The sequence below is a fragment of the Polynucleobacter sp. UK-Kesae-W10 genome, assembly GCF_018881575.1.
Lineage (GTDB): Bacteria > Pseudomonadota > Gammaproteobacteria > Burkholderiales > Burkholderiaceae > Polynucleobacter.
This window is the reverse complement of sequence record NZ_JACVQB010000005.1, coordinates 24,543-42,993: the sequence shown is the minus strand read 5'-3', so window position 1 is coordinate 42,993 and position 18,451 is coordinate 24,543. Positions and strand designations below refer to the sequence as shown.

Annotated in this window: 2 protein-coding genes; both read right to left on the bottom strand. The window is 44.1% G+C overall.

Translation table 11 applies throughout. From position 1 onward, the window contains the following. Positions 1-130: 130 nt before the first annotated feature. The gene (locus ICN24_RS09035; RefSeq protein ID WP_216223190.1) at positions 131-16,666 is read right to left on the bottom strand and encodes an MBG domain-containing protein; all 16,536 of its coding nucleotides are present in this window, start codon (positions 16,664-16,666) and stop codon (positions 131-133) included. Beyond that, complete coding sequence (locus tag ICN24_RS09030) at positions 16,666-18,348, bottom strand: ShlB/FhaC/HecB family hemolysin secretion/activation protein (protein ID WP_216223188.1); 1,683 nt, start codon at positions 18,346-18,348, stop codon at positions 16,666-16,668. The genes ICN24_RS09035 and ICN24_RS09030 overlap by 1 nt, the downstream gene beginning before the upstream one ends. Positions 18,349-18,451 lie beyond the last annotated feature (103 nt).

Here is an 18,451-nt window from a genome sequence, read left to right as displayed (position 1 = left end):
TGGGCATGAAAACGCGCTTAATGACCACGCTTTTGCCTTCCTTATCAACGCAAATTTGATTGACTAAGGGCTCAGAAATGAATTCTTGGGTCAAGGACATCCCCTGGCAAATAAAGCTCAAACGTGAGCTTTATTTAGTGACCAGAATCACCTTCTCAGCCAACACTTTAGACTGATTTTTAAGGGTTAATTTGACCTCAATGGGTAGATTAACCTTAGATAGCTGCTCAATGAAGAAAGTCTTGTTAGTGGCGTTAAAACGGATTCCCTCAGGCAATGGCTCGCCACTGACTAAGCTAGCCTCTACTGTCGAATCATTGGGCAATAAAAGTAACTTCACAACGCCTGCACTAGCTCCTTGAGCAATGGCACCACTAAAGCCATTGCCAGAGTTATTAATCAAATCCTGAACCGTTTTATCTGGCACTGGGAATCTAAATGCGCCACTCGAAAGCGGCTCAATCACCAACAGATGCTCTGTTAAAGAAGATGCATCTCTGACATAAATTGGCTCAGGTTTAGAGAAATAAGTCGGGCTAATCACCAAGCCATTCATAGCGAAGGAGTTGGCGCTCTCTTTGAAGCCAGCATTGTTATTTACTACCTGTAACTGACTAAAGGTCATATACGGCAGTTCATTTATCTTTGAATTATTGTTGTCATTACTTATATTTGGCAATGGCAGCACATTAATAATTACCTCGGAGCCATTACCATTATTTGGTCCAACAATAGGGTTGCCATTAGGGTTAATGTTACTAATGCTATTGTTTATATTCTGGCCATAAATAGTATTAAAAACTGCATAGTCACTTGCATTTACCCCGCTTAGTACCGTGCCAAGGTTAATAATTTTCTGATTACCAGGATTTACGCCAGCAAGCAAAAAGTTAGTTGAGCCTGAGACGTTTGTACCATTAAGCACGCCAGATAAAGTTGTCATGCTTGATAAAGAATTATTACCATCAAAAGTTTTTGTACCCGGCACAACATTTGCTATCAATGGTGCCGGCGAAATTGTTATGGCGCCGTTAACGTAAGAGATAACATAGTTACTCAATCCTGTACCTTGAGCGCTAGATAAGCTATCGCTATAGGTTCCAGCATGTAAACCAAAGCCTTGACCAGAAACGCTAGTCACGCTATCTGAACCTTGCAAACCGACAACGGTAAATGTATTGCGATTGGTCTGGATAGTGTTATTAAATACTACGCTAGTTGTTGTGCCAGTAATGGTCAGTGGAGCGGCATTAATAACAATGGCACCGCCCGGGATGACAGAAGGCGTCACAGTACCATTAGCGTCAGGTATTGGTGGTGCAATCGGATTAGAATTCGGAGTTACTCCGTTAGAACTATTGCTAATTAATAATGCGCCAGCAACCTCGTAATCACCTACCCGAGAGCCATTGAGTGCAGATAGAGTAGTTCCACCATATGAGATGGTCTGAATACCAGGATTCACGGAACTTGTATTGATAACAGATGAGCCAGAAATGTTGGCTATATCACTAGGCAGTGTGGTGTTGTTCGCTGAACTTAAAGTAGTAACAGAAGATATGCCTGTTTGGGCATTATAGGTTTTAGCTGATGGAGTAATGTTTGCATACAGCTGATAAGGCGTAATGTTTATAGCCCCATCAACATAACTAATGGTGTAGTTTCTCAAGTCGTTACCAGATGCCTGCAAACCAGAGCTGTATGTGCCAACGTGCACTCCAGATGCTAGACCACCCACAACAACATCATCGGCAGATAACAATCCTGGTGCAGTGTAGGCACCTACTTGCATTTGGCCGCTATAGACATATGAAGCTGGAGTTGCAGCTATTGTTACCGCTAATGGCGTAACAGCTAAATTACCATTTACTGCTGCGATTGTAGAAGTTAAATTGCTTCCTGTTTTTTGGAAATTCTGGGCTACTAACCCGTAATTAGATGCAGGTATATTGCCTGAGCCCGATGTGTTACCTGAAGTATTGGGCGCCAAGTTAAAGCTGACTGTTGTACCTGCACCATCGTTGAAGGTATATGTAGTCACTCCATTATTGGTTACAGAGGTGCCATTCAAATTACTAATAACCTGGTGCGCTGAATTCATATAACTAACCGTTGGCATTAAGAAAGTAGCCGTAGTTCCGTAAACTGTTGTCGTATTTCCTGTGTTAATTAGCAATTGGCCCACAGGAACTACCGTATAAGTTCCCGGTACATAAGTAATCGCATAATTAGAAAGGCCAGTACCTGTTGCACCAGAAATATTAATTGGATAGTTTCCTGCATTAGAAGAACTATTCACGACCGTACTCAAAGTCGCCCCTGTAACTGTGTCACTGCCCAGTAAGCCTATTGCAGGTGAAACTGTAAGCAAATTCGTATTTTGAGTTACGAATGAAGCCTGATTGTCAGCATAAATTGTCAATGGGGCCTTTGCAATTACGATAGTGCCGCCTTGATTTCCACTGGTATTACCATTTGGTGTCACCTGATTATTTGCAGAACCACTCGCACCATTATTAGCTACTACAGAAGAAGTAATGTTGTAGTCTCCAGCGTTTGAACCTGATAAGGTAGTGCCGTTATTAACTAAAGTTTGAAGGCCGGCACTTCCTGAACTAATAGACAAACTAGTGATGCCGCTGACATTAGTTCCGGGAATTACACCACTCAAAGTTGTTGTTGAGTTAATACTTTGCGCAACAGATGAGCCGTTATAAGCAGTCTGATTCGGTATGGCAACAGCAGTTAATTGCCCTGGAGTAATGGTCAAACCGCCATTGACATAGGTAATTGCGTAATTAGATAGGCCAGAACCTTGGGCAGCCAAATTATCAGAATAAGCAATTACATTACCGCCACTATCGCGATTTACATGCAAACCTATTGCTGAGCCCGTTACGCTTGTAATTACATCAGACCCATATAAAGTGCCAGTAATAGTATAGGTATTGGTAAAGGTCGTATTATTAAATGCTTCACTCGTTACCGCACCGGAGATGGTAATAGGCGCAGAATTAATAACAATAGAGCCTCCAGGAATTACGACTGGCGTAACGGTGCCACTACCATTGGAAGTTGGTGGCGCAATTGGTGTGATATTTGGAGTTACTTGGTTGCCATTTGCGCTAGCTAGAATCATCCCGGTAACCGAATAGTCAGAAGCCTGAGTTCCATTTGCACCACTCAAAATAGTTCCGGAGTAGTTAATGCCTTGTACGCCAGCGCTGCTGCCTGTCAAATTAATAGTAGAGCTACCAGTAAGCGTATCTGCAGGCAATACACCAACTAATTGAGTTGTGCTGACTAAACTGGTAGTGCCATCATAGGTTTTAAGATTGGGTGTTACAGTGGCCGTAATACTCTTCGGAGTAATCTGAATCGAGCCATTATTAACAGTGACAGCATAGTTCGACAAAAGTGTTTGGCCACCTGCTGTCACCAATAGGGCGTCAGGAACAATTCCTTGAGCTACGTGCGTAGCAACACCAGAACCTGTAGTGGTTACCGTATCACTGCCCAGTAAACCTGTGACGCTGTATGTGTTGGCATGACTTGTGCTGTCATAAGCAAGACTGGTTGTTGCGCCCTGAATAGTCAATGGCGCCTGTGCAATCACAATAGTTCCGCCTTGATTTCCACTGGTATTTCCGTTTGGCGTCACTTGATTATTTGCTGAGCCGCTTGCACCATTATTGGAAATAATTGAACTAATTACGATGTAATCACCGGCATTTACGCCCGACAATGTTGTGCCATTATTAATAATGGTCTGTGAGCCAGCATTACCACCTGTTGTTGATAGTGAGGTCGAGCCTGTAGCGCTAGTTCCCACAATTAAACCGGTAAGGACCGTGGTAGAGCTAATATTTTGGGTTGCTGAGCTACCGTTATAGATAAATTTATCGGGTATCGCTACTGCAGTAAGTGAAGCAGGAGTAATAGTTAAGCTGCCATTGATGTAAGTAATAGTGTAGTTTGATAAACCGGACCCAGTTGCATTAGATAGAGCATCTGCATAAGGCAGTCCACCGTTAACATGCAAACCGCTGGCCAATCCTGAAACGCCAGATACAGCGTCTCCATTTTGGATACCAGATACTTGGTAAGTATTAACGTGTGAAGTGTTATCAAACACTGCACTATTAGTGTCTCCAGTAATACTAAGTATTGCCTTATTTACTACAATTCCGCCACCCGGAATGACAGTGGGGGTCACGCTGCCATGGGAATCGGGTGAAGGCGGTGTGACAGGAGCGGTATTCGGTGTGACACCATTGTTGCCATTATTGACCAGCAATGCACCTGAGACTACATAGTCGCTAGCTTGGGATGAACCGCTAGCCGACAAGGTAGTGCCGCTATAGGCAATTCCTTGGGAGCCTGCGTTTGCGCCTGTCATAGAAATGGTGGAGCTACCAGTAATATTACCGGCATCAATTGGAAGCAATCCCGTCAATGATGTAGTACTGCTCAGATTCGTACCGGCGTTATAAGTTTTAGAGGCTGGTGTTATGTTGGCAATAATACTTACTGGCGTAAGGGCAATTGAGCCATTATTTGTAGTAATAGCGTAATCAGATAACTGAGTTGAGCCACTAGCAACAGCGCTCAAATTATCGCTAACAGTTCCGGTCGAAACGTGAGTAGCAGTAGCAGAACCAGTGGCAGTAACAAGGTCGGAGCCTAATAAACCAGTAACACTATAAGTATTTTTCTGGGCTGCACCGTTGTACTGATTGGTTGTCGTTGCACCTTGAATAGTTAGTGGAGCTGTTGTCAATGTCAAGCTGCCATTAGTGATATTTAAAGTGTAATCGCCTGGATTGGACAGAGTAACTTCAAGACTGTCATTTACTTTGCCTTGAGAAACATGAGTGGCTACGGCATATCCAGTAAGTACGCCAGTATCACTTCCTTTATATCCCGTTACAGTAGCGCCGCTATTAGTTTGTGCAGAACCGTTATACATAGCGGTATTGTTGACGCCAACCACAGTTAAGGTAGCAGGAGTAACGGTAATTAAACCATTCGTATAAGTAACGTTGTAGTTAGCTAAGACACTACCGGAGGCTGACAAAATATCAGCGTATGAGCCAGCGTGAGTTCCAGTAGCACTTCCAGATACTGTAATGCCCGCTAAATCTGAACCAAGGAATCCAGATGTAGTGTAAGTATTTGTTTGAAGGCTAGAGTTATAAGCATTAATAGTAGTATTGCCGACAATCGCCGCACTAGCTTTAGTAATAGTGATTGAACCATTGTTTGTAGCGCTAATAGAATAATCGGCGTTACTTACGCTCGCAGTTAGATTGTCATTATATGAACCAGCATTTTTACCTAAAGCAAGACCACTAACAGACAGTCCTGCAGTTGTTGCAGTATCTGTGCCACGCAAACCAGAAACAGTGTAGCTATTAGTCTGATTAGAGGCGTTATAAATAGTTGAGCTAGAGTTTCCATTAATAGTTAATGGCGCGGCCGTGACCTTAATTGAACCATTATTAACGGATATGTTGTAATCAGATAATGATGTGTTTGGACCAGCAACCGCAACCAAGCTATCCAGTACAGTACCATCAGCTACGTGAGTAGCAACACCTGAGCCTACTGCTGTTACCGAATTACTGCCAACCATTCCTGACACAAGATAAGTATTGGTTTGCCCAGCGCCGTTATAAATTTTTGTGGTGGTAGCACCTGTAATCGCTGCAGATGCAGGGGTAATGAATAAAGCACCGTTCACGATGCCACCATTCGCAATAGTTGGGACGATATAGTCAGCGGCCTGTGTTCCCGAGGCAAAAGCAACAGACAAATTATCAGCTACCGTACCTTGTACTACGTGAGTGGCTGACGCAAGACCGGAAACGACAACCCTATCATTAGCCACTAAACCAGTAGTGGTGAAGGTATTGGTTTGCGCATTGCCGTTATAAACATAGCTAGCCGTATTACCAGTAACAGTAATTGCTACGGGAGTAATGCTTAATGAACCCTGCTGAACGCTCGCAACAGTATAGTTACCGCTTGAGATAGTTGCAGATAAATTATCTGCAACAGAACCCTGGGATACATGAGTGGCCGCAGCATATCCGCTAATCGAAATACCAGCCGAAGACACGCTATCGGCCCCTAATAAGCCGCTAACAATCGCGCCACTATTATTTTGAACTAAACCATTGTATGAATAACTATTATTCTTACCAACAATAGTTATGCTTGCCGGATGTATAACCAAAGTATCAGCTGTGCCAGCAACAAAGTTATAGTTTGCGGCAGCGCTTCCGGAAGCGCTTAATGAACCAGTATAGGAACCAGCACTGGTGCCCGATGCTTGACCACTGATAGTGATATTAGACGCATCATTGCCTAATAAGCCATTAACAGTTGCGCCAGTATTGGTTTGTGCGCTGGCAGTATAGGTCCTACCACCAGTTGCGCCATTTAATGTTGCCGTAGCCTTACCAATAACCAAAGAACCATTAACGTAGGTGATGTTGTAGTCTGAAGCATTTCCGTTGCCCAATCCTACTGCGCCATTTAAATTATCTACATAGGTATTAGCATTTCTTCCACTTGCAACCCCCTGAACAGAGAATGTATCTCCATTTTTAGCTCCGCCAAAGGTTGGTGTTGCAGTATTTGTTTGTGTAGCAGCGTTATAAGTCACAGTCGTATTACCACCAGTGATGGTAAGGTTCGCTGGAATAACATTTAATATTCCACCAATAACTTGAACGCTCGAGAAATTACCGTTCGACAAGGATGTACCAGAAGTAGTGGCAGTCACACCGTTGGTATATGAACCCACATGTGACAATACACTCACCCCACTTGTTACTGGTGAGATAGTCAATCGGCCGCTAGCGGTATCGTTCCAGGTAATACCATTATCCGATGTTGTAAGTGTTGAAACAATTACCCCCGAGCCCGATGTCGTTGCATACTGCACTTTAGATACTGAATTGCTAGTTCCCGACGAATTTGCTGAGCCAACGCCAGTGAGTGTTGCGGCGGTACCATAAGTTGTTGTTGCATCAGCCATCGTAACAACAGCTACTCCAGCAGGAGTGATGGTCAATACACCTGGAACATAACTTACTGCGTAGTTGCTAGTACTTGTTGCACCGGTAGGAGTAATAGCGTACGTATTGGCAGATTCGCCTGCCGCACGTGAATTCGATGTTGTTAAGCCAATAGATGCCAAGGTGTCGCTACCTTTTAATCCACTAACAACAGAGCTTAATGTTGGGTCATTTTGAGTAATAAATTTCTGGGCATTATTGGCAGCAATAACTAAAGAGGCTGGATTAATAGTTAGTGTTGGATTATTAGAAACTGCAGTGTAGTTACCCGCATCAGCACCAACTAATGTGTAGCTAGAATTATATGTACCAGCATTAGTGGCAGTAGCGCCGCCATTGATGCTAACGTTATCTCCAGCAATCAAACCGCTTAGGTTAGCAGCACCTAGTGATTGAGCGCTAGCGTTATAGGTTACGGTCGAGCTCGTACCATTAATGTTTAATGTTGCAGGGGTAATATTGGCTGTCACATTAAAAGTGGTACCGCCAGCTAATTGGTAATCTGAGGCAGAAGGGCCTGATAAGGCAACGCCAGAGACAACAACACTCTTGCTTGTACCAACATTCTTATTGGCGAAAGTGCCAATAAGAGAACTAGTATTCAAACTCAAATTACCAGCATCAGCAGATAAAAGACCGCTATAGGTTGCACTAGAAGAATTTAATACTGCAGACGTTGTACCATCATAAATCTTATTATTGGCAGTTACACCGCTTACAGTAATGATAGCTGGGGTAATAGTTAATGCCCCATTGGTTACTGTCAAGTTGTAGTCGCTTTGATGAGCAAGGGTTACTGACAGGTTGTCAGCATAAACTCCAGTGTGTATACCGGAAGATAGACCAGTGACTGTAGCGGTATCCGCGCCAACCAAACCAGTAACAGTTGCAGCGGAATTTGTTTGTGTATTAGCGTTATAAACCTTCGAGGTATTTGCACCAGACACCAATAGATTTACTGGTGTCAATTTTATTGAACCATTATTAATGGTAAATGTATAGTTCGTCGCCGCACTACCTGACACTGAAAGCTGGTCGGGAACAGTGCCATCGGCTACGTGGGTTGCACTAGCTAAACCACTAACTGTGATGTGTGCAACATCAGAAGAAACAATACCAGATGTCGTGTAGGTGTTTGTCTGGGTGGAAGCATCATAAGAATTGACTGTAGTAGCTCCAGTAATCGTAGCAACAGCTTTATTAATGGTTAATGTGCCATTATTTACTGTCAATATGTAGTTTGATAATGGCGCGCCAGTTACCCCAAGACTTGAAGTGTAAGTACCGGCATTGGTACCAGTTGCTGCGCCAGTAATAGTAAGACTTGATGCATCGGTACCCTTAATCCCACTTAAGGTATATCCAGCAGTCTGGGATTGACCGTTATAAGTAACGATATTACTTGCGCCACTATTTAAACTCAAAGTTGCTTTATTGATAGACAAAAAGCCATTACTTTGCGTCAAATTATAGTTTGACAATGATGTACCAGGGACGGCAGCAACAACAAGATTATCTGCATAGCTACCAGCATTCGTACCAGATGCATACCCAGTAATAGAAATGCTGTCTGTGCCCTGAAGTCCGGTGATGTTCGCAGCTAAATTAGATTGTGAATTAGCGTTATAGGTTGTGGTGCTATTAACGCCAGACACATTTAGGTTAGCTTTATTAATACTCAATGTTCCTGGGTTATATGTGATGGTGTAGTTTGATAAACCGGTTCCTTGTGCACCAGAGAAGCTACCCAAATAAGTTCCAGCATTAGTGCCGGTTGCCCCAATATTAGAGCTAAGCCCAGTTAGGGTATCGCTACCCAATAATCCAGATGATGTGTAACTTATGCCCGAAGTTTGTGAAGAACCGTTATAGGTAACAGTGCTAGACGATTGTGTAATTGCAAGATTAGCCTTTGAAATCGTCAACGTACCAGGTACATAGCTAATGGTGTAGTTCGATAAACCAGTACCAGTAACCCCGCCTATAGTTCCTGTATAGGTTCCAGAATTAGTGCCAGCTTGTGTATTTGTACTAAAGCCAGTAATGTTATCTGTACCCAAAAGAGATGTTGACAAACTATAGGTTGGTGCAAAACTTTGAGTTGTGCCAGTATACGTAGCGCTAGTATTTGCTTGAGTAATTGTGAGGCTCACGGGATTAATAGTGAGCGAACTACTTCCATAAGTAATGGAATAGTTGGATAGTCCAACACCTTGGGCATTAGATAATGTGCTGCTATAAGTACCTACATTAGTTCCGCTTGTTAAACCACCTACGCTGGTAACGGTATCAGAGCCTTTTAAACCGACTGGCGTAAAAGTGCTATTACTTTGTAAATTGCCGTTATAGGTATTTGTGACTGATGCACCGTTGATTGTTAAAGTAGCAGGCGTAATCGTTTCGGCGCCATTAGTTTTAGTAATTATGTAATTGGTGAGTAACGTTCCAGCATTAGCACTTACTGCCAAATTATCAATATAGCTACCTACGTTTGTTCCAGAACCATAACCTGTAACAGTAATGGCATCAGTACCCTTAAGACCGGTAATAGTTGCAGTGCTATTGGTTTGAGCTGCCCCGCTATAGACCCTACTAGTCGTTGCTCCAGCAATATTTAGTGCAGCAGGATTAATCGTTAACGTACCTGGCTGATAAGTAAAGGTTAACGGGGTTGTACCAGTATATGTAGCACCAGAGAATGAACCAGTATAGACACCAACATTTGTACCCGTCAGTGAGTTTTGAGAAAAGCCAGTAATCGTATCGCCTGCCGGCAATACTCCGCTAGTAATTGTGTAGGTTGGCACAATGGTTTGTACGCTACCGCTATAAAGTACGATTTGCCCAGCCTGGGTCAGTGTTAAAGCAACAGATGGGGCAAGAATTTTATCTTGCGCCGTTCCATAAGTAATAGTGTAGTTTCTAGAAAATGTGCCGCCCGTATAGGTAGTTGCAGTGGCGCCAAAGTTCGTAGAGTTAATTGAAGCAGTAAATTGTGTTCCAACAGTCGTGCTTGTGTTATTGGTTGTAGTAATACTATTGCTTGTGCCGGCAGCAGCAGCCAAAGCAGCGTCGTTATAAGCAAAAGGAGTTGAGCTAGTGAGACCTTGTGCTTGAGCTGCTGCCAACCAAGTTTGACCTGTTCCCACAATACTTAAATTTCCGACTGGCGATATTGTTATCGCCAAGGGACTAATAGTCCAAGTGGATGCAGTAATGTTTACAACGGCACCTGGAATACTTGATAACCATGTCCAGGTAGCAGAACCACCGCCAGGTATGCCTGATGAAGCAACGTTCCTCCAATCAGCCCCATTCAATGTTCCACTTGCATAAATCGAAGCCAACGCCGTACTCAGTGTAGGTGTTGTTACACCAAAAAGACTGGTGACTGTTCCACCAGTATAGTGAGCAGCCATGTACGCACCAACGGAAGCTTCTGTAACACTTCCATAGGTACCTGCAAAATTACAAATAGTACAGTTAATTGTTACTTGTGCTGCATTGGTACGATAGCTTACCGTGTTTACTGTGCCAGAATTTGGTGCTGCAAATACACCACCGACTAGATTGTAGGCAATATTACTACCAGTCGATGCATTAGTATTCGTAATACCAATGGCAGCCTCGACAACCCCACCTGTACCTGCCGTCGCCCCACTTGGCTGTGCCATAGAAATACTTGCTACTCCACCTCCGGTATTGGTAACAGTGCCAAGCCCAGTGATGGTTCCAAAGGATGTGGTACCAGCTGCAATGCCATATCCGCCTGTAACTTCTACGTTACCAAGGCCTGAATTATTTATAGTACCCGCGGTGACATTACCAACAGAGTAAATTTTGACAGCACCGCCTGTGTTGGTAATAGCGCCTGAATTTATTACTGCGTTTGTAGTACCGGCAGAGGACAGTATTCCCATGCCCTGTATGGTGATACCGCTAGCCGAGGTAAAAGCATAAACATTATTACTAACTGCATTACCACTCGTAGATGTTCCCCTAAGAGTAATACCTTGAGTACCAAATGAACCAGAAATTAAGGCACCCCTTACATTAATACCTACAGCAGGTGCAGTATTGGTAGCATTGGCGTTAATTGAATTGAACCAGCCACTTGTTGGTGTGCAGCCGGTACCTGAGCAACCATAAGTATTATCAAAAGTAATATTGCCTGAGACAGATAGGGTGCCAGTAGGTGTATTTATATTGCTGGCAGATGCTAGCTGGGAGTAGTTGACGGCTGCTGTTGAGCCAGCAGCAAACGATGGGCTATTAGTAACACTAATTACACTCAATTTATTACCTAATGTAGTGTCATAAACAATATTCACATCATGACCAGAGGTATTGGCGGCAACAGATGGGCCAAAGCCAACAGTAATACAATTATTAGATTTATATAGAGCACTGACACCGCTACTCAGGTTCCAAGCACCGGTACTCTTAATGCCAGTTACCCCCCCGCTCGATGCCGGACCCATCAAAGCAGTAACTGCAATATTGCCACCGGTTACCGTAGAGGTGACGCCCGACATCATGATGTCAGTAGCTGAACTGGAGGATGAGAGGCCAGTAATATTGAGGCCGCTAGCAGAATTAAGCGAAGCAGCCGTAGCTATTGTTACAGCTGTAGCAGTAGATGTGCCATAGATGTTAATTCCACTACCCAAAGAGCCAGCCGTTAATGAAACGGTATTAATGCCTCCAGACCCAGCATATGTTCCTGCGTTAGTCTCTGAAATGAAGTGGTCAGTAGCGCCATTGGTACCCCCCCAGGAATTGTCTAAAGTAATCGTGCCAGGAACACTAATTGCATTATTTAATGTGAGTGCGGCACCGCTTGCTTCTTGTGTGTAGTTAATAGCAAAGGTGGAGCCAGCAGTAACGCTTAGCGCACCAGTAGTAATAGCCGATGTGCTATTCCCTGTTCTTGTATCGTAAGTAATATTAGATGGAGTGCCACTTGTGTTGGCAGCAAGAGTAAGCGTGCCAGTCTGACTAATACTGTTGTTAGATGTGAATAAAACATTACCACCATTGGCGTTTTGTGTGATTGCACCAGAAGTAGTAATACCAGTATTTGCGCCTCCAGTAGCATCCATCGCAGTAACAGCGATATCGCCTGATGCATTGGTAATCGTGCTATTGCCAAGATTTACAACGGTAGCTTGATTAGTGCCAGTAACGGTGGCATTGATATTTACGCCGCCAGCAGACACGATAGGCACCATTGTGCTGCTCGAGAATATCACTGGCGTTGCGGCACCAGTTGAATTCGTGCTTGCATTTAAGGTGATGCCGCCTACAGTTGAGGTTAAGGTGCCAGTATTCATCAAAAAGGCTGGACTTGTTGTTGTGGCACCATTGCTAGCGGTAATATTCCATGTGCCAGCTTTGTAGTTTCCGCCACCGTTACCATACCAAACACCGTAGCCACCACCTGTAGTGGTGTTGTTAGTTCCATTTACTGTAGCTGTACCAGCAACTTTCAAACCGGTAAAAGTGCCTGTATTAGGGCCGGTAGAAATTGTGGTTGCTGTAGTTCCTGAAGTTAGCATCACGCCATGGGCGTTGCTACCAGTAGCAGTTGCTGCGCCGCTTGCAAGAATGGCGTAATTATTAGTATCTAAAACTGCATTTTGAACATTAAGATTTCCCCCGGCGTAAACTGGGTCAGAGCTTACCCACACGCCACCAGCGCCACCTTGGCCGCCAATATTAATATTTCCACCAGCCAAAAGAGCGCCGCTCGTATTGACGCCTTTCATATTGCTGCTTGAGCTATAGCCTGCAATATTGATATCTGTTTTGGCAGAAATCATTGATGTTGGAGTGAGGTAAACCGCGTCATTTACGCCAGTGGTGTTTCCGTACTGAGAGCCATAAATATTGATGGCGCCAGTTGTGCTGAAAACATTACCGCTTTGAACCCAAACACCAGGATTATTTGATGTTGCGCTATAACCTGTAGTTTTCCCTTTTAAAGTTACAGTGCCACCAGTAATGTTCCCAACTGTGCCAATGCCAACACCCTGCAACGCTGAGCCCCATAGGTTAACGCTACCACCAGCTTGTGCACCCATAAAGGTGCCTGTTACTGGGCCTGTGCTAACGGTTGTCGATGTAGTACCTACGTTTAAATAGAGTGCAGTGCCGTTAATGGCAACGGTATTGGCAGACGGCTTGGTTGTATCAACATAAGCCCAACCATTTGCATCTACTGATGCACCTTGAATAGTTAAATTACCTGTTTTAGCTACCAGCAATCCACCATTTTGTGCGTAAACACCGCTTGATGCGCCAGTTCCGCCAAGTGTTAAGTCCCCACCGGCAAGAATATTGACGCCACCAGTAATGTTAATACCGCGCTCACCACTGGCAATAGTAGATGCATCATTACCAGCAATCGTGACATTGCCACTAGCGGCAATGCCACCAGTGTTGCTAAACATAATGCGGTCAAGGCCTGAAGCTGTAGTTGAAGTTGATGAACCAGAAATATTGATATTGCCAGCATTGGCTACAAAAGCTGCTGAGCCAGATGTGTAAAGGCTGTACCAATTAGCACCAGTACTCAAAGCTTGAATATTAATGTCACCACTTGTAGCTGTAATGGCACTACTAATATTTACAGCGCCATTACCGTTGCTCACGCCAGTGATATTAATGGCATTTGCTTTAGCTTTGATATTTGCAGCAGTTAAAATCCCGCCCATACTAATGCCTTGACCAGTTGTGGCATTCGAAATATTTGCAGATGTAATAGCACCAGCAGTATATATATTGGGTGCTGCAGTCGAATTAAAGTAGGTGTTATCTAAACTAATTGTTCCAGTGACGTTAATGGCACCGCCAACAGTGATGTTTCCGCCCGTGCCCCTAACATCAACGTTTACTGCATTACTTCCGGTTGCAGTAATAGCGCCCAATGAGATGGTTGCTTTTGCAGTGGGGCTTAAACTGGCGAAAGTTAAGGTTGCCCCAGTTGCAGAATTATTGGTAAATGTTAATGCAGCGCTCTGGGTAATAGCGCCTGTAGAAGCGAGGTTTACGCTCGTACCGGCATTAATAGCATTTTGAATATCTGTAGTTGTAACTGTCACAGCACCTGCATTGATTAATGCAGCAGCTAAGGTACCACCGGTTGAGCCGCCAGCTGCGCCTGTATTAATGGTGATACTAGTTGGGTCAAGTAACCACTCACTAGCCAAAATAGTATTTCCGTCAACACTCAGAGCCTTACCCGATGTTTCTACTTGAGATGCACTGAAGGTGGAATTGGTCACTTGGGTATAAGCTGCTAAAGCTCCCTGACCATAGCCCTCGCGACCAATAGCAATTGAGCCATTTGCGACCGTGAAGCTCGAATTATTAACTTGAATTTGGTCACCAAAGACGACAATATTGCCGTTTGATGAAGAGATGCCTGTTTGGCTATCTATTGAAATATTGCCTGAAACGATACTGCTGTTACTGCTAATAATGCTATTTACCTGGGTGGTAAATGCAGGAGGGGCAGTTGCTGGTGGCGCTAATGTTGAACCACTGCCATTGGTATTAATAAGGCCAATACTCATAATGGCACCTTGAGCTTGTCCATCAGCAGCAATCAATGCGCCAATGATGTCGGTTTGGGTTTTACCAACAATCGCAATTTGACCACCAGAACCGACCTTACCAATTGCATCAATCACGCCATTGGCACTTACTTTGCCACTCGTTGAAACGATATTAATTGTTCCGCCATTTTGGCCATTGGCTGAAATATAGGAATTTGCAACCAGATTGATGTCACCAGAAGCTAATAAATTAATTGCCCCAGCATTAGAGGTGTAGGTATTAGCATCAGAAGCTAGTGCTCCATTGACACCATAATTTCTACGAGTAGTAGCGTTGCTGCCACCAGTATTAGTGCTGCTCTGGGTTGAGCCATTTGAACCAATGGAACCTAAGACATTCAGACTTGCACCAGCAAGGTAAATATTGCCATTTGAACCACCAGTGCTAGCTAATGAACCATTGACATTAATGGTCTGTGCTACGGCATAGACCTGACCAACCGCTACTGTGCCATCAAAATTAATGGTGCCACCAGCGGTATTCAGTGTGAGGCTAGTGTTGGGATTGCTTGAATAAACATTGGTACCAGCTGAGAAACTAATGAGTGGGCTAGCTGATAAGGAACATGCACCAATACCACTACAAGAACCCACAGTTGCGTCTAAAGTGACATTGGTTGTTGATAAGGCATTAGACAAAATACCCGCAGCAGTACTGTCAATGATGATAGCTAATGGGTCGGTAATCCAGTTGCCCGTCTTGCCGTTCGGTGCAGTAGTGTCAACGGTTAAACCTTTGCCGTAAGTCACTTTACCTGCAGAGCTAGTATCGACTGTGCCACCGTTACCTGATATTGCACCACCATTGGCTTTGAAAATTCCGGCTACGTTAGTGGCAATTTTCGACCAAACAGCAATGGTGCCACCGTTACCATTTTGCGTGCTTGAAGCATCAACCAAAGCACCTTGCTCAACGCTCACAACCCTAGCATTTACCTGGCTTTGTGCAGTGTTGATATTAGTTTTACCAATGAGAATTTGACCACCATTCGCTGCTCCAGTTGCAGTCGTTTTAGAGCCACTAGCAAGTGTGACATTGTTACCAGAAATCACTACCTGACCAGCATTGGCAGTGTCTGAATTAGCCGATACTTCACCGGCTTGAACAACAGTATCAGCTACCAATTTAACGGTGCCGCCTACTTTGCTAATGCCCGATGCAGAAATCTGACCAGTGTTTTTGATGGTTGAGCCGATTAAATCTTGAGCAGCATTCGCCGCAATGATGACTTGACCGCCATTGGTCTGAATCAATAATTTATTGCTAATTAAAGCGTTGACTGTGGATGCATCAACCGAAACACTCACTAATTGACTACCAGCAAAAGTAAGGCTCACCTTTTCGCCAGCAACCAGTGCAATCGCATTTTTACCGCTCATCATCGCGGTAATGACGCCTGTGTTTTTAACGCTGGGCGCCATTAATGCAATATAAGAATCTGCGTTATTACCATTAATACGACCTTTATTGACCACAGCCCCAGAGCCATTACCAGTAAAGGTGAGATTATTCTCTCCTGCCATGAACTTTTGGCTATCAACGTTCATGGTGGTGGCTACCATACCGCCAACGTTCACTTCTGCATTCTTACCAAATACAACGCCATTGTTATTCACAAAAATGACTTGGCCATTAGCGTTTACTGCGCCATTAATCATTGACTTGGAAGCGCTATTGACATAGTTCAGTGTTGCAGCTTGTGCATTGGGCTGATTAAAATTGACGGTTGCATTCTTACCTACATCAAAACTATTCCAATTAATCACCGCACGCTGTGATGATTGATTGATATTCATCGTATTGCCAGCAGTATTGATACTCGCCGACCCCGCCACTACTTGGCCGCCCGTTGGCAATGCATTGGCTGCTGGCGCTGCAAAGGATGTTGATACCCCATACAGAGCTAATCCCGCTGTAATAGCGCATATGGCAAAAGAAGGGTTATAGGTATTTAACTTCATTAGAAGAAATAAGTTCCCTTAATCCAACCTTGAACCGTGCGGTAGTAGTTATCAACATTTATCTGCTGGCCGCTAGAGTTATAAAGCGGGTTGTTACCCACTCTAAATGCTAAAGATGCAATTAGCTGTAACTTGTCATAGTTGTATTTTGCAATTGGGCCTGCCGCATATAAAGGATAGGTATTGCCAGCATTCGTTTGCCCTTGCCAACCAGTCCAGGTAGTAATGTATTGCTGAATCACTCCAGCATCTACAAATGCGCCTACTTGCAGTTGATTCGGTAGGCTATGCATCACCTCAACAGAAGCAACAGCGCCTTGAGCGCCGCCGCCTTGGGCTACTGGATAAGCGCGCACACCATAAGGGCCGCCTAAATAGAGTTGCTCGGCGGTATTAAGGTTCTTATTAGCTAATTGCCCGTAGATAGAAACTATTGCAGTAGTTCTGTCGATAGGCAGTGCTGAGGTCAATGCTCCATTAAAGCTGAGCTTTGTAAATGTGCCATTGGTAGCGGCGCCTGCTTGGTCATTGTTGTATTGATTGGTGTTGCCGATATTGAGCGTTCCCACTATTGCGTTCACACCCCAATTGACAAACTGCTCTCCAAAATTTTTGGTGCCATTAAAACCAGCAGTGACGTTATTCAATTGATAACGGCTCGTTTCACTACCATTGGTGCTGTTGTTGTAATTCTTATTTTCGTAGTTCACAACAAAGTTGGTTGTCGATGTAGCTGAGCGTTCTAATGCATAGGTACCATAAAGGCCATAAGTCTGGGCATTACCTTGCGACACGGTTGGTGAAAAGCTGGGAATACTCTTGTAATCAAGCGCACTCACGCCAACAGATAATCGCCAGCCATTACTGCCTATAGGCAAACCATATTTGAGCGTTCCATAAATAGAACCTTGCGAACCAATCGCATCAAGAGATACTTGGTCACCAATACCAGATAAATTATTCAGATTCAAACTTGCAACCGCTTGAGCGGCGCCAGTACTAGGTGAACCATAGTTAGAGGCATCGATACGACCGGTAAAGAAACCTGTATCTTTTGCAGAGACAGAGATATTGGTAGATTCTTCTTTATCGCCAGCAAGTAACTCAGCAGCAGATTCATTACCGGGTAGTTCATTAAGCAGCGCCATACTGCGCTCAAGGCCATTTAAATCAATGAAAGCACCATCAGGATTATTGTCGCTAATGAACTCTTGAATCACAGAAGACTTCAAGCGGCTCGGAGCAGTTTTATCCAAGTCAATAATGACTTTGCCAACTTTGCCTTCCAAGATATTGATTTTGATAACGCCACCCACCACATCTTGCGGAGGAATGACTGCCTGAGCTGTTCTGCCAATCTTGGTATACAGAGCAGTGACTGCATTGGCAGCTTCACGAATTTGGTCAAAAGACAGTTCACGATTTTCAAATGGTGCAAGTGTCTGCGCAATTTGGTCTGGACTAATTAAGGTTGCTCCAGAGACAACAAATTTTTTCACCTCTAAGGTTTCCTTGCTTGCCGCAGGCTTAGAGGGTGATGGCGCTTTTTTAACAAGAGGTGCTGGTGCTTGGCTTGGACGGTTTTGGTCTACTTCGCGCTGCAATTGCTGCTGTAATGCACCCGCATCAGGAGCTTGAGCCCATATTGCTTGAGCGTGCATTAACCCAGCAGCTAGCGGCATACAGGCTAGCGGCTTTACAAGTCCTTGTAATGCAAGCTTTTTAAACAATGGCTCAAAAATCTAAGAATGAAGAAATGCTATTTTTCTAGTATTTTTCTTCCCG

Bases quoted from the DNA above. Each gene is read 5' to 3' on its own strand.
- ICN24_RS09035 (WP_216223190.1), bottom strand. From the start codon at position 16,666: ATGAAGTTAAATACCTATAACCCTTCTTTTGCCATATGCGCTATTACA.
- ICN24_RS09030 (WP_216223188.1), bottom strand. From the start codon at position 18,348: ATGCCGCTAGCTGCTGGGTTAATGCACGCTCAAGCAATATGGGCTCAA.